Source organism: Pseudomonas sp. CCI1.1 (genome assembly GCF_034348165.1).
Classification (GTDB): domain Bacteria; phylum Pseudomonadota; class Gammaproteobacteria; order Pseudomonadales; family Pseudomonadaceae; genus Aquipseudomonas; species Aquipseudomonas paracarnis.
Window position 1 is genome coordinate 5,440,315 of record NZ_CP133780.1, and the last position, 15,148, is coordinate 5,455,462.

Below are 15,148 nucleotides of genomic sequence, written 5' to 3' on the forward strand. Positions count from 1 at the left end.
TGATCGATAGAGACGACGTGTGCACAGATAACCCACCCTCAAGCCTCAGACAAGTCCTGATGCAATAAAACCGTCAAAGCGGCTCCAGGCTGTCGCGTTCCGGGCTGTGGTTTGCGGCGGCGGTACTTGCCTTGGCCTCCGGCAGTAACAGGCACAGCAGGATGGCGGTGATACCGCCGCTGGTGATGGCGGAGTCGAACAGGTTCTGCACCAGTGTCGGCATCAGGTGCAGCAGGTTAGGTTGCGCGGCGATACCCAGGCCAACACCGAACGAGGTGGCGATGATCAGCATGCTGCGTCGATCCAGCGGTGCCTGGGCGAGAATGCGCACGCCGGCCGCGGCCACACTGCCGAACATCACCAGGGTGGCGCCGCCCAGCACCGGCTTGGGGATTTGCTGCAGCACGGCGCCGATCAATGGAAACAGGCCCAGACAGAACAGCAACACGCCGATGTACAAACCGACGTAACGGCTGGCCACGCCGGTGAGTTGGATCACGCCATTGTTCTGCGCAAACGTGGTGTTGGGGAAGGCGCTGAAGGTGGCGGCGATCATGCAGCTCACCCCATCGCCGAGCACGCCGCCCTTGAGCCGGCTTATATAAGAAGGGCCGCTGATGGGCTGGCGGGCAATCATGCAATTGGCGGTGAGATCGCCGACGGTTTCGATGCTGCTGATCAGATAAATCAGCGCAATCGGCAGGAAGGCGCTCCAGTCGAAGTTGAAACCAAAGCGGAATGGTCTAGGCAGGCTGACCAATGGCAGGTCAGGCAACGCCTGGGGAGTCAGTTTGCCGCTGAACCACGCCGCGAGGCTGCCCAGGGCCAGGCCGATGATGATGGCCGACAAGCGTACCCAGGGCGTGTTCGAGCGGTTGAGCAGGATGATCGTCAATACAACGAACAGGCCCAGCGCCAAGTTGGCGGGAGCGCCGAAGTCCGGTGCATTGAAACCACCGCCGAGGTCGGTGATGCCTACTTTGATCAGGCTGATGCCGATCAGCGTAATTACGATGCCGGTCACCAGGGGAGTGATCACGCGGCGCAACTGGCTGATAAAGCGGCTCAATACAATCTGCACCGCCGCGCCGAAGAAGCACACGCCGAAAATCATCGCCAGAATGTCTTCCGGGCTGCCACCGCGTTGCTTCACCAGAAAGCCTGCTGACAATACGGCGCCGAGAAACGCAAAGCTGGTGCCTTGCAGGCAGATCATGCCGGCACCGATGCCAAACGGCCTGCGTGCCTGGATGAAGGTGCCTACGCCGGAAACCATCAACGCCATGCTGATCAGGTAGGGCAAGTGGGCGGTGAGGCCGAGGGTGGAGCCAATAATCAGCGGCGGCGTAATGATGCCGACGAACGCCGCCAGGACATGTTGCAGCGCCGCGAGGAGAGCGGGCAGTGGTTTCGGCCGGTCGTTGAGGCCGTAGATCAGGTCGCTGGGGCTGGAGGATTCTGGGGGCATGGCGGGTCAACTCAAGGCGGACGGTTCAAGGTCCTTGAGCTCTTGCAAAAAGCTGTCCATGTGCTCAGCTTTTTGTGCAAGGCCCGAGTTAGCGGGTGGCGGCCAAGCTTTCGAGGAAGCTTTCCAGCACCAAATGAGGGCGACGGCCCTTGCGCGTGACCGATGCCAGGCTCAAATCGTAAAAACGTGTCGCCGGTTTCAGCGCACGTAGTCGGCCTTGTTGCACCCATAGGCTGGCGTAGTGATCGGGCAAATAGCCGATATAACGCCCGGTGAGAATCAGGAACGCCATGCCTTCACGGTCTGACGCACTGGCGGTGCAGTTGAGCGCCTGGTAATGGGCCTGGATTTCCGCGGGTAAGCGGAAGGTGGGGGCGATGGCATCCTGGCTGTCGATGCGTTCGTCGTCGAGTTGCTTGTTGTCGGCGTAAAACAGCGGGTGGCCGACCGCGCAATAGAGCAAGGAGCGTTCGCTGTACAGCGGCTGGTATTCCAGGCCCGACAGTGCGCTGGCCTGGGGCACCACACCGACGTGCAGGCGACCGTCGAGTACGCCTTGCTCCACTTCATTGGGGGCGATCATGCGAATCTGGATCTGCACGTCCGGGCCGCGTTCCTTCAACTGCGCCAATGCGTGGGTGATGCGCATATGGGGCAGGGTCACCAGATTGTCGGTGAGGCCAATGATCAACTCTCCGCGCAAATGTTGGTGCAGGCCGTTGACCTCGGTGCGAAAACTTTCCAGGGCACTCAGCAGTTGCAGGGCAGACTGATAGACCTCGCGGCCTTCTTCTGTCAGAGAGAACCCGGCGCGGCCGCGTTGGCAGAGCCTCAGCCCGAGCCGTTGTTCAAGGTCGCTCATCTGCTGGCTGATGGCCGAGCGCCCGATGCCAAGGACGGTTTCCGCTGCCGAGAAGCCGCCGCACTCCACCACGCTGCGAAAGATGCGCAGCAAGCGAATATCGAAGTCACTGACTTGGGCCAAAGGGTCGGGACGACGGCTGCTCATAGTTTAGTGAAGGCCTGACTGAAGGTTAGAAGAGTTGGATTTCACCGACTTTATCCCCGTGGCAATTTAGCTGCAACAACGCTTTTTCAATCCCGACGCTGCCTTTTGCCCTGCGAGGTTTTGCTGATGAACATGCCCGAAAACGCCCCATCGTCACTGGCCAGCCAATTGAAGCTGGATGCGCACTGGATGCCTTACACCGCCAACCGCAACTTCCAGCGCGATCCACGCCTGATCGTGGCCGCCGAGGGTAGCTGGTTGACCGATGACAAGGGGCGCAAGGTCTATGATTCGTTGTCGGGCCTGTGGACCTGTGGCGCCGGGCATACGCGCAAGGAAATCCAGGAAGCGGTCGCCAAGCAATTGGGCACCTTGGACTACTCCCCAGGCTTCCAATACGGTCATCCGTTGTCCTTCCAGTTGGCGGAAAAGATCACCGACCTGACCCCAGGCAAGCTGAATCATGTGTTCTTCACCGATTCGGGCTCTGAATGTGCCGATACGGCAGTGAAGATGGTGCGGGCCTACTGGCGCCTCAAAGGTCAGGCCACCAAGACCAAGATGATTGGTCGAGCCCGTGGTTACCACGGTGTGAACATTGCTGGTACCAGCCTGGGCGGTGTGAACGGTAACCGTAAGCTGTTTGGCCAGGCGATGATGGACGTCGACCATCTGCCTCACACCTTGCTGGCCAGCAACGCCTTCTCCCGGGGCATGCCGGAGCAGGGTGGTATTGCCTTGGCCGATGAGTTGCTCAAGCTGATCGAGCTGCATGATGCGTCGAACATCGCAGCCGTGTTTGTCGAGCCGATGGCCGGTTCCGCTGGCGTATTGGTGCCACCGCAGGGTTATCTCAAGCGCCTGCGCGAAATTTGCGACCAGCACAATATCCTGTTGGTGTTCGACGAAGTGATCACAGGCTTTGGCCGCACCGGCTCGATGTTCGGTGCCGACAGCTTTGGCGTGACACCGGACCTGATGTGCATCGCCAAGCAAGTCACCAACGGCGCGATCCCGATGGGCGCGGTGATTGCCAGTAGCGAGATCTACCAGACCTTCATGAATCAGGCGACGCCGGAATACGCCGTGGAATTCCCCCACGGCTACACCTACTCGGCGCACCCGGTGGCCTGCGCGGCGGGCTTGGCGGCATTGGACCTGTTGCAGAAAGAAAACCTGGTGCAGAGCGTAGCCGAAGTCGCACCGCACTTTGAGAATGCGCTGCACGGTTTGAAGGGCAGCAAGAACGTGATCGACATTCGCAACTACGGCCTGGCCGGTGCGATTCAGATTGCCCCGCGTGATGGAGATGCCATCGTGCGTCCATTCGAGGCCGGCATGGCATTGTGGAAGGCCGGTTTCTATGTGCGTTTTGGCGGCGACACCCTGCAGTTCGGGCCAACCTTCAACAGCAAGCCGCAGGACCTGGACCGTCTGTTTGACGCGGTCGGCGAAGTGCTGAACAAGATCGACTGATTTCTCCTTCTATATAGAACAATTTTTCAGGAGCCCTGCATGAGCCTTATCCAGCATTTGATCAACGGTGAGCTGGTCAACGACAGCGGTCGTAGTGCCGACGTCTATAACCCGTCTACCGGCCAGGTGATTCACCAGGTGCCGTTGGCCAGCCGTGAAACCATTCAACAGGCGATTGACTCAGCCAAGGCGGCGTTTCCGGCCTGGCGCAATACGCCGCCGGCCAAGCGTGCCCAGGTGATGTTCCGTTTCAAGCAACTGCTGGAGCAGAACGAAGCACGGATCTCGCAGTTGATCAGCGAAGAACATGGCAAAACCCTGGAAGACGCCGCGGGTGAACTCAAGCGTGGGATCGAGAACGTGGAGTACGCGTGCTCGGCGCCGGAGATTCTCAAGGGTGAATACAGCCGCAACGTAGGGCCGAACATTGATGCGTGGTCGGACTTCCAGCCATTGGGCGTGGTAGCGGGTATTACCCCGTTCAACTTCCCGGCGATGGTGCCGTTGTGGATGTACCCGCTGGCGATTGTCTGCGGTAACTGTTTCATCCTTAAACCTTCAGAGCGCGACCCGAGTTCGACGCTGTTGATCGCGCAGCTGTTGCAGGAAGCCGGGCTGCCCAAAGGCGTGCTCAGCGTGGTGCATGGCGACAAGGGCGCGGTGGACGCATTGATCGAAGCGCCTGAAGTCAAAGCCTTGAGCTTTGTAGGCTCGACGCCGATTGCCGAGTACATCTATTCCGAAGCGACCAAACGTGGCAAGCGTGTGCAGGCGCTGGGCGGGGCGAAAAACCACGCGGTGCTGATGCCGGATGCAGACCTGGATAACGCTGTGAGTGCCCTGATGGGCGCGGCGTATGGTTCCTGCGGTGAGCGTTGCATGGCGATCTCGGTGGCTGTGTGCGTGGGCGATCAGGTGGCGGATGCATTGATTGCCAAGCTGGTGCCACAGGTCAAGGCGTTGAAGATTGGTGCGGGCACTTCTTGCGGGCTGGATATGGGCCCGTTGGTGACGGGGCAGGCGCGAGATAAAGTCAGTGGCTATATAGAAGACGGTGTGTCGGCGGGGGCTGAGCTGGTCGTTGATGGCCGTGGCTTGAGTGTTGCCGGGCATGAGCAAGGTTTTTTCCTCGGTGGCAGCTTGTTTGACCGCGTCACCCCTGAGATGCGTATCTATAAAGAAGAGATCTTTGGCCCGGTGTTGTGCGTAGTGCGGGTGGATAGCCTGGAAGCGGCGATGCAACTCATCAACGATCATGAATACGGCAACGGTACTTGTATCTTCACCCGTGATGGTGAAGCGGCGCGTCTGTTCTGTGATGAGATTGAAGTCGGCATGGTGGGTGTTAACGTGCCGCTGCCGGTGCCGGTTGCGTATCACAGCTTTGGTGGCTGGAAGCGTTCGCTGTTTGGCGACTTGCATGCCTATGGGCCGGACGGGGTGCGTTTCTATACTCGTCGCAAGGCGATCACCCAGCGTTGGCCGCAACGGGCCAGCCATGAAGCGTCGCAATTCGCCTTTCCCAGCCTGTAAGGCTCGGTAGGTAAAAGGCCGGCCCCTTGGGGCCGGCCTTTGCGTTGTTGGAGCTTTTTTGACTTATATGACAGAAATGTGAAAAAGAAGGTTGACGGCAAATTCTGGAAGCCTATAATTCGCCCCACTTCCGGCGCAGTAGAAACGGAAAACTCCTTGGTAAACAATGAGTTACGCGGTTCTCGACAGCAAGTTGCTTCAGTTCATCGAAGCCAAAAGGAAGTTGAAAAAGAGGTGTTGACAGCAGCGTGTAACGCTGTAGAATTCGCCTCCCGCTTACGAGAGATCGCAAGCGCAAGTGGTTGAAGTTGTTGAAGAAATCTTCGAAAACTTCTGAAAATAACCACTTGACAGCAAATGAGGCTGCTGTAGAATGCGCGCCTCGGTTGAGACGAAAGATCTTAACCAACCGCTCTTTAACAACTGAATCAAGCAATTCGTGTGGGTGCTTGTGGAGTCAGACTGATAGTCAACAAGATTATCAGCATCACAAGTTACTCCGCGAGAAATCAAAGATGTAACCAACGATTGCTGAGCCAAGTTTAGGGTTTCTTAAAAACCCAAAGATGTTTGAACTGAAGAGTTTGATCATGGCTCAGATTGAACGCTGGCGGCAGGCCTAACACATGCAAGTCGAGCGGTAGAGAGAAGCTTGCTTCTCTTGAGAGCGGCGGACGGGTGAGTAATGCCTAGGAATCTGCCTGGTAGTGGGGGATAACGTTCGGAAACGGACGCTAATACCGCATACGTCCTACGGGAGAAAGCAGGGGACCTTCGGGCCTTGCGCTATCAGATGAGCCTAGGTCGGATTAGCTAGTTGGTGAGGTAATGGCTCACCAAGGCGACGATCCGTAACTGGTCTGAGAGGATGATCAGTCACACTGGAACTGAGACACGGTCCAGACTCCTACGGGAGGCAGCAGTGGGGAATATTGGACAATGGGCGAAAGCCTGATCCAGCCATGCCGCGTGTGTGAAGAAGGTCTTCGGATTGTAAAGCACTTTAAGTTGGGAGGAAGGGTTGTAGATTAATACTCTGCAATTTTGACGTTACCGACAGAATAAGCACCGGCTAACTCTGTGCCAGCAGCCGCGGTAATACAGAGGGTGCAAGCGTTAATCGGAATTACTGGGCGTAAAGCGCGCGTAGGTGGTTTGTTAAGTTGGATGTGAAATCCCCGGGCTCAACCTGGGAACTGCATTCAAAACTGACTGACTAGAGTATGGTAGAGGGTGGTGGAATTTCCTGTGTAGCGGTGAAATGCGTAGATATAGGAAGGAACACCAGTGGCGAAGGCGACCACCTGGACTAATACTGACACTGAGGTGCGAAAGCGTGGGGAGCAAACAGGATTAGATACCCTGGTAGTCCACGCCGTAAACGATGTCAACTAGCCGTTGGAAGCCTTGAGCTTTTAGTGGCGCAGCTAACGCATTAAGTTGACCGCCTGGGGAGTACGGCCGCAAGGTTAAAACTCAAATGAATTGACGGGGGCCCGCACAAGCGGTGGAGCATGTGGTTTAATTCGAAGCAACGCGAAGAACCTTACCAGGCCTTGACATCCAATGAACTTTCTAGAGATAGATTGGTGCCTTCGGGAACATTGAGACAGGTGCTGCATGGCTGTCGTCAGCTCGTGTCGTGAGATGTTGGGTTAAGTCCCGTAACGAGCGCAACCCTTGTCCTTAGTTACCAGCACGTTATGGTGGGCACTCTAAGGAGACTGCCGGTGACAAACCGGAGGAAGGTGGGGATGACGTCAAGTCATCATGGCCCTTACGGCCTGGGCTACACACGTGCTACAATGGTCGGTACAGAGGGTTGCCAAGCCGCGAGGTGGAGCTAATCCCATAAAACCGATCGTAGTCCGGATCGCAGTCTGCAACTCGACTGCGTGAAGTCGGAATCGCTAGTAATCGCGAATCAGAATGTCGCGGTGAATACGTTCCCGGGCCTTGTACACACCGCCCGTCACACCATGGGAGTGGGTTGCACCAGAAGTAGCTAGTCTAACCTTCGGGAGGACGGTTACCACGGTGTGATTCATGACTGGGGTGAAGTCGTAACAAGGTAGCCGTAGGGGAACCTGCGGCTGGATCACCTCCTTAATCGACGACATCAGCTGCTCCATAAGTTCCCACACGAATTGCTTGATTCATTGAAGAAGACGAAAGAAGCAGCCCGAAATTGGGTCTGTAGCTCAGTTGGTTAGAGCGCACCCCTGATAAGGGTGAGGTCGGCAGTTCGAATCTGCCCAGACCCACCAATTTTGTGTGGGAAACGCCTGTAGAAATACGGGGCCATAGCTCAGCTGGGAGAGCGCCTGCCTTGCACGCAGGAGGTCAACGGTTCGATCCCGTTTGGCTCCACCACTACTGCTTCTGTTTGTATAAAGCTTAGAAATGAGCATTCCATCGTTGTGATGGTGAATGTTGATTTCTAGTCTTTGACTAGTTCGTTCTTTAAAAATTTGGGTATGTGATAGAAAGATAGACTGAACGTTACTTTCACTGGTAACGGATCAGGCTAAGGTAAAATTTGTGAGTTCTCTTAGTTGAGAAATTCGAATTTTCGGCGAATGTCGTCTTCACAGTATAACCAGATTGCTTGGGGTTATATGGTCAAGTGAAGAAGCGCATACGGTGGATGCCTTGGCAGTCAGAGGCGATGAAAGACGTGGTAGCCTGCGAAAAGCTTCGGGGAGTCGGCAAACAGACTTTGATCCGGAGATGTCTGAATGGGGGAACCCAGCCATCATAAGATGGTTATCTTGTACTGAATACATAGGTGCAAGAGGCGAACCAGGGGAACTGAAACATCTAAGTACCCTGAGGAAAAGAAATCAACCGAGATTCCCTTAGTAGTGGCGAGCGAACGGGGACTAGCCCTTAAGTGGCTTTGAGATTAGCGGAACGCTCTGGAAAGTGCGGCCATAGTGGGTGATAGCCCTGTACGCGAAAATCTCTTAGCCATGAAATCGAGTAGGACGGAGCACGAGAAACTTTGTCTGAATATGGGGGGACCATCCTCCAAGGCTAAATACTACTGACTGACCGATAGTGAACTAGTACCGTGAGGGAAAGGCGAAAAGAACCCCGGAGAGGGGAGTGAAATAGATCCTGAAACCGTATGCGTACAAGCAGTGGGAGCCCACTTTGTTGGGTGACTGCGTACCTTTTGTATAATGGGTCAGCGACTTATTTTCAGTGGCGAGCTTAACCGAATAGGGGAGGCGTAGCGAAAGCGAGTCTTAATAGGGCGTCTAGTCGCTGGGAATAGACCCGAAACCGGGCGATCTATCCATGGGCAGGTTGAAGGTTGGGTAACACTAACTGGAGGACCGAACCGACTACCGTTGAAAAGTTAGCGGATGACCTGTGGATCGGAGTGAAAGGCTAATCAAGCTCGGAGATAGCTGGTTCTCCTCGAAAGCTATTTAGGTAGCGCCTCATGTATCACTGTAGGGGGTAGAGCACTGTTTCGGCTAGGGGGTCATCCCGACTTACCAAACCGATGCAAACTCCGAATACCTACAAGTGCCGAGCATGGGAGACACACGGCGGGTGCTAACGTCCGTCGTGAAAAGGGAAACAACCCAGACCGTCAGCTAAGGTCCCAAAGTTATGGTTAAGTGGGAAACGATGTGGGAAGGCTTAGACAGCTAGGAGGTTGGCTTAGAAGCAGCCACCCTTTAAAGAAAGCGTAATAGCTCACTAGTCGAGTCGGCCTGCGCGGAAGATGTAACGGGGCTCAAACCATACACCGAAGCTACGGGTATCACGTAAGTGATGCGGTAGAGGAGCGTTCTGTAAGCCTGTGAAGGTGAGTTGAGAAGCTTGCTGGAGGTATCAGAAGTGCGAATGCTGACATGAGTAACGATAATGGGTGTGAAAAACACCCACGCCGAAAGACCAAGGTTTCCTGCGCAACGTTAATCGACGCAGGGTTAGTCGGTCCCTAAGGCGAGGCTGAAAAGCGTAGTCGATGGAAAACAGGTTAATATTCCTGTACTTCTGGTTATTGCGATGGAGGGACGGAGAAGGCTAGGCCAGCTTGGCGTTGGTTGTCCAAGTTTAAGGTGGTAGGCTGGAATCTTAGGTAAATCCGGGATTCTAAGGCCGAGAGCTGATGACGAGTTACCTTTCAGGTAACGAAGTGGTTGATGCCATGCTTCCAAGAAAAGCTTCTAAGCTTCAGGTAACCAGGAACCGTACCCCAAACCGACACAGGTGGTTGGGTAGAGAATACCAAGGCGCTTGAGAGAACTCGGGTGAAGGAACTAGGCAAAATGGCACCGTAACTTCGGGAGAAGGTGCGCCGGTGAGGGTGAAGGACTTGCTCCGTAAGCTCATGCCGGTCGAAGATACCAGGCCGCTGCGACTGTTTATTAAAAACACAGCACTCTGCAAACACGAAAGTGGACGTATAGGGTGTGACGCCTGCCCGGTGCCGGAAGGTTAATTGATGGGGTTAGCTAACGCGAAGCTCTTGATCGAAGCCCCGGTAAACGGCGGCCGTAACTATAACGGTCCTAAGGTAGCGAAATTCCTTGTCGGGTAAGTTCCGACCTGCACGAATGGCGTAACGATGGCGGCGCTGTCTCCACCCGAGACTCAGTGAAATTGAAATCGCTGTGAAGATGCAGTGTATCCGCGGCTAGACGGAAAGACCCCGTGAACCTTTACTATAGCTTTGCACTGGACTTTGAATTTGCTTGTGTAGGATAGGTGGGAGGCTTTGAAGCGTGGACGCCAGTCTGCGTGGAGCCATCCTTGAAATACCACCCTGGCAACTTTGAGGTTCTAACTCAGGTCCGTTATCCGGATCGAGGACAGTGTATGGTGGGTAGTTTGACTGGGGCGGTCTCCTCCTAAAGAGTAACGGAGGAGTACGAAGGTGCGCTCAGACCGGTCGGAAATCGGTCGTAGAGTATAAAGGCAAAAGCGCGCTTGACTGCGAGACAGACACGTCGAGCAGGTACGAAAGTAGGTCTTAGTGATCCGGTGGTTCTGTATGGAAGGGCCATCGCTCAACGGATAAAAGGTACTCCGGGGATAACAGGCTGATACCGCCCAAGAGTTCATATCGACGGCGGTGTTTGGCACCTCGATGTCGGCTCATCACATCCTGGGGCTGAAGCCGGTCCCAAGGGTATGGCTGTTCGCCATTTAAAGTGGTACGCGAGCTGGGTTTAGAACGTCGTGAGACAGTTCGGTCCCTATCTGCCGTGGACGTTTGAGATTTGAGAGGGGCTGCTCCTAGTACGAGAGGACCGGAGTGGACGAACCTCTGGTGTTCCGGTTGTCACGCCAGTGGCATTGCCGGGTAGCTATGTTCGGAATAGATAACCGCTGAAAGCATCTAAGCGGGAAACTAGCCTCAAGATGAGATCTCACTGGAACCTTGAGTTCCCTGAAGGGCCGTCGAAGACTACGACGTTGATAGGTTGGGTGTGTAAGCGCTGTGAGGCGTTGAGCTAACCAATACTAATTGCCCGTGAGGCTTGACCATATAACACCCAAGCAATTTGAGTCGAAAGGCCAGATTGCGGTGTGTGAAGACGCAATGAACCGAAAGTTCGACGCTCACAAAACACCGAAAACTATCACATACCCAATTTGCTGAAGCGAGGCCAACTGGCCACGACTCAGTACCCGAATTTCTTGACGACCATAGAGCATTGGAACCACCTGATCCCATCCCGAACTCAGCAGTGAAACGATGCATCGCCGATGGTAGTGTGGGGTTTCCCCATGTGAGAGTAGGTCATCGTCAAGATTAAATTCCGAAACCCCAATTGCGAAAGCAGTTGGGGTTTTGTTTTGGGCGCTCGAAAAGTGTCCGCCTTGTCCCCGCACGCCTGTCCGCCCCCACCTGCGACCTGACTGGCCCGACAAATTTGCACAGTTATTTCTGAGCGACACCACTAGAATAGCCACCTAACCATTATTAGAGTCAGAGCCCTATCTATGCCCGATCCGGTTGATGCCCGCGAGGTGTCGGATTTACCGCTGGACGACCTGGTGGCATGCCATGAGTGCGACTTGCTGATGCGCAAACCAACGCTCGCCCTCGGCGAAAAAGCCCAATGCCCACGTTGTGGTTACGAGCTATACGCTCATCGGCACAATGTGGTCGAGCGCAGCCTCGCCTTGGTACTGGCAGCCCTGCTGTTGTACATCCCCGCGAACTTTTTGCCCATCATGCAGCTCAATCTACTCGGGCAGTCCTCGGAGGACACCGTGTGGAGCGGCGTGGTCGGCCTGTTCGATACCGGTATGCAAGGCGTTGCCGCCGTAGTGTTCCTGTGCAGCATGGGCATCCCCTTGCTTAAGCTCCTGTGCCAATTGGCAGTGCTGCTCAGCATTCGCTGGAACATCGGTCGCAACTACGGGCTGCTGCTATACCGCATCTACCACCACATGAAGGATTGGGGGATGTTGGAGGTCTACTTGATGGGTGTGCTGGTGGCGATCGTAAAGCTCGCCGATATGGCCTCCATCACCATTGGCCTGGGTCTGGTCTGCTTCGTCAGTTTATTAATAGTCCAAGTTCTGCTTGAGGTGGTGATGTCACCTCATCAGATCTGGCAAGCGCTGTCAGGAGAGGATGACCATGCGGGCGATTGATGCAGGCATTCTGATTTGTACCGAATGCCATGAGTTGAACAAGCAGGAAGCGGATACCGATGAGCAACTCTGCACCCGTTGCGGCGCGTTGATCCATGCCCGTCGCCCTAATAGCCTTACACGCACCTGGGCACTGTTGATCACCGCCGCAATCCTGTATATCCCCGCTAACCTGTTACCCATCATGACGGTCAGCTCCCTCGGCCAAGGCGACCCCAGCACCATCATGTCGGGTGTCATCCAATTGGTGCAGCACGGGATGTTTCCTATCGCTGCCGTGGTGTTCATCGCCAGTATCCTGGTACCGACCTTCAAGTTGGTCGGCATTGGCTTGCTGCTTTTCTCGGTGCAGCGTCACCAGCCACTGTCCGCGCAACAACGCATTGTGATGTATCGCTTTATCGAATTCATTGGGCGTTGGTCCATGCTGGATATTTTCGTGATCGCCATCCTGGTGGCGGTCGTTAACTTTGGGCGACTCGCCAGTGTCGAGGCCAACCTCGGCGCTGCGGCGTTCGCCAGTGTGGTGATCTTGACGATGCTTGCCGCAGTAACTTTCGATCCCCGACTGATTTGGGATAACACGGAGTCGGACGACGACCATGAGTGATTTGCCTAAAGCTAAAACCCGCCCAGCCTCTAACTGGTCGGCCATTTGGGTGTTGCCCCTGATTGCCCTGATCATCGGTGGCTGGCTGGGGTGGCGTGCCTATTCCCAGCAAGGTATCGAGATTCAAGTTCGCTTTGAGAGCGGTGAAGGCATTCAGATCAACAAGACCGAAGTGGTCTACAAAGGCATGACCGTGGGCAAGGTCAAAACCCTGGCCCTGGATGACGAGGGCAGCAATCGCGGGGTGATCGCCACCATCGAGATGAACAAGGACGTTGAGCAGTACCTGAAGACCAACACCCGCTTCTGGTTGGTCAAGCCCAGCGTCAGCCTTGCCGGCATCACCGGCTTGGAAACCCTGGTTTCAGGTAACTACATCGCCGCCAGCCCCGGTGACGGCGAGCCCACGCGCAAGTTCAAGGCGCTCTCCGAAGAACCGCCGTTATCCGACGCCAAGCCCGGCTTGCACCTGACCCTCAAGGCCGATCGCCTGGGCTCGCTGAACCGTGGCAGCCCGGTGTTCTACAAGCAGATTCAGGTCGGCCAGGTTAAAAGCTACCTGCTGTCTGAAGACCAGAGCACCGTCGAGATCAAGGTCTATATCGAGCCGACCTACGCCAACCTGGTGCGCAAACACACGCGTTTCTGGAATGCCAGCGGCATCAGTATCGACGCCAACCTTTCCGGCTTGAAAGTGCGCAGCGAATCCCTCTCCAGCATTGTCGCCGGAGGTATCGCCTTCGCCACTCCTGAAAACCGCAAAGACAGCCCGCCCACCGACCCGAGCCTGCCTTTCCGCCTATACGAAGATTTCGATGCCGCCGCAGCGGGGATCAAGGTCAAGGTCAAGCTCACTGACTTTGAAGGCCTGCAGGCCGGGCGTACGCCGGTCATGTACAAAGGCATCCAGGTCGGCAGCCTGAAAACCCTGAAGATCGATCCGGACCTGTCCAGCGCCAGCGCCGAGCTGACCCTCGATCCATTGGCTGAAGATTACCTGGTCGAAGACACGCAATTCTGGGTGGTCAAGCCGTCCATCTCCCTGGCAGGCATCACTGGCCTGGAGGCCTTGGTCAAGGGCAACTACATCGCGATTCGCCCAGGCGACAAAGGCACCCCGCCACAACGCGAATACGTAGCCCGCGCCAAGGCCCCGCCTTTGGACCTGCGTTCCCCGGGGCTGCACATGGTGCTGCTCACCGACAGCCTGGGCTCGTTGGATGTCGGCAGCCCGATTCTGTACAAACAGGTCAAAGTCGGTTCGGTGCAGAGCTACCAGTTTTCACGCAAGAAAAAACAGCTGGTGATCGGCGTTCATATCGAGAAGGAATACGAAAGCCTGGTCAACGGCTCGACGCGCTTCTGGAATGCCAGCGGCGTCACCCTTACGGGCGGCCTCACCGGCGGCATCCAGGTCAAAAGCGAGTCCCTGGCCAGCCTGATGGCGGGTGGTATCGCCTTCGAAACGCCGGAACCGAATGTGCCATTGAAACATCGCATCCCGCGCTTTCGCCTGTATGCCGACCGTGATGCCGCCAACCAGCACGGCACTCTGGTGACCATCAAAGTCGACCGCGCCGACGGCCTGAGCGCCGGCACACCGGTGCGCTTCAAGGGGTTGGATGTCGGCAAGATCGAAAGTGTCGACCTCAGTGCCGACATGCAGTCGGTGCTGCTCAAGGCGCGTATCACTCAGGTCGCGGACCGCATTGCGCGTACGGGCAGTCAGTTCTGGGTGGTCAAGCCGGAACTGGGGCTGATGAAGACGGCTAACCTGGAGACCCTGGTCACCGGCCAATACATCGAAGTGCAACCGGCCGCGAAGAATGCCGGCCCGCAAAAGAGTTTTGTCGCCCTGGCCCAGCCGCCCGAAGCGGTGCATCAGGAGGCTGGCCTGAGCCTCACACTCAGCGCCGCCCGCCGTGGTTCGCTGAAGGAAGGGGTACCGGTCACCTACCGTGAAGTGACGGTGGGTAAAGTCACCGGCTACGAGTTGGGCCAGACCGCTGACCGCGTGCTGGTGCACATCCTGATCGAACCCAAGTACGCGCCGCTGGTACGCAGTGGCAGCCGCTTCTGGAACACCAGCGGCTTTGGCCTCGACTTCGGCTTGTTCAAGGGCGCGACCGTGCGTACCGAGTCCCTGGAAACGCTGGTGGCCGGCGGGATCGCCTTTGCCACCCCGGATGGCGAGCGCATGGGTAACCCGGCACGGCCGCAGCAGACGTTCCCGTTGTTCGACAAGTTTGAGGATGAGTGGCTGACCTGGGCGCCTAAGATTCCACTCGGTAAATAAACCGAGGCGCGGCTATCGCGGGCAAGCCCGGCTCCCATAGTTGGAATGCATACTTGCTGAAAATGCATATCCCTGTGGGAGCCGGGCTTGCCCGCGATGAGGCCCACAAACACACCGCAAATCCCA

General features: G+C 56.2%; 7 protein-coding genes, 2 tRNA genes and 3 rRNA genes. 10 read left to right on the forward strand and 2 right to left on the reverse strand.

Annotation, left to right across the window (positions count from 1 at the left end; genetic code table 11):
• Positions 1-73: 73 nt before the first annotated feature.
• Both RHM69_RS24505 and RHM69_RS24510 read right to left on the reverse strand, forming a co-directional pair.
• On the reverse strand, positions 74-1,468 hold the full coding sequence (locus RHM69_RS24505) for a uracil-xanthine permease family protein (protein ID WP_200599560.1): 1,395 nt from the start codon (positions 1,466-1,468) through the stop codon (positions 74-76).
• Between the two features lie 88 nt (positions 1,469-1,556).
• On the reverse strand, positions 1,557-2,477 hold the full coding sequence (locus tag RHM69_RS24510) for a LysR family transcriptional regulator (protein ID WP_003188270.1): 921 nt from the start codon (positions 2,475-2,477) through the stop codon (positions 1,557-1,559).
• 126 nt (positions 2,478-2,603) lie between these two features.
• Here RHM69_RS24510 and RHM69_RS24515 point away from each other — a divergent pair, with 126 nt between their 5' ends.
• The 10 genes from RHM69_RS24515 to RHM69_RS24560 all read left to right on the forward strand — a co-directional run bounded on the left by RHM69_RS24515 (position 2,604) and on the right by RHM69_RS24560 (position 15,022).
• The gene (locus RHM69_RS24515; RefSeq protein WP_200599562.1) at positions 2,604-3,953 is read left to right on the forward strand and encodes an aspartate aminotransferase family protein; all 1,350 of its coding nucleotides are present in this window, start codon (positions 2,604-2,606) and stop codon (positions 3,951-3,953) included.
• A gap of 39 nt (positions 3,954-3,992) precedes the next feature.
• A complete protein-coding gene (locus RHM69_RS24520; RefSeq protein ID WP_014716778.1) occupies positions 3,993-5,486 on the forward strand; it encodes a CoA-acylating methylmalonate-semialdehyde dehydrogenase in 1,494 nt (497 codons plus the stop codon).
• 572 nt (positions 5,487-6,058) lie between these two features.
• Positions 6,059-7,595, forward strand: a 16S ribosomal RNA gene (locus RHM69_RS24525).
• An 81-nt stretch (positions 7,596-7,676) separates the two neighbouring features.
• Positions 7,677-7,753, forward strand: a tRNA-Ile gene (locus RHM69_RS24530).
• 30 nt (positions 7,754-7,783) lie between these two features.
• Positions 7,784-7,859, forward strand: a tRNA-Ala gene (locus tag RHM69_RS24535).
• Positions 7,860-8,106: 247 nt separating this feature from the next.
• Positions 8,107-10,998: ribosomal RNA gene (locus RHM69_RS24540) — 23S ribosomal RNA — on the forward strand.
• A 151-nt stretch (positions 10,999-11,149) separates the two neighbouring features.
• A 5S ribosomal RNA gene (gene rrf, locus RHM69_RS24545) occupies positions 11,150-11,265 on the forward strand.
• The 16S, 23S and 5S rRNA genes sit together here with 2 tRNA genes alongside, the layout of an rRNA operon.
• Positions 11,266-11,456: 191 nt before the next feature.
• Complete coding sequence (locus RHM69_RS24550; protein ID WP_014716779.1) at positions 11,457-12,116, forward strand: paraquat-inducible protein A; 660 nt, start codon at positions 11,457-11,459, stop codon at positions 12,114-12,116.
• The gene (locus RHM69_RS24555) at positions 12,103-12,726 is read left to right on the forward strand and encodes a paraquat-inducible protein A (RefSeq protein ID WP_019817033.1); all 624 of its coding nucleotides are present in this window, start codon (positions 12,103-12,105) and stop codon (positions 12,724-12,726) included. The genes RHM69_RS24550 and RHM69_RS24555 overlap by 14 nt, the downstream gene beginning before the upstream one ends.
• On the forward strand, positions 12,719-15,022 hold the full coding sequence (locus RHM69_RS24560; protein WP_019817032.1) for a PqiB family protein: 2,304 nt from the start codon (positions 12,719-12,721) through the stop codon (positions 15,020-15,022). The genes RHM69_RS24555 and RHM69_RS24560 overlap by 8 nt, the downstream gene beginning before the upstream one ends.
• Positions 15,023-15,148 lie beyond the last annotated feature (126 nt).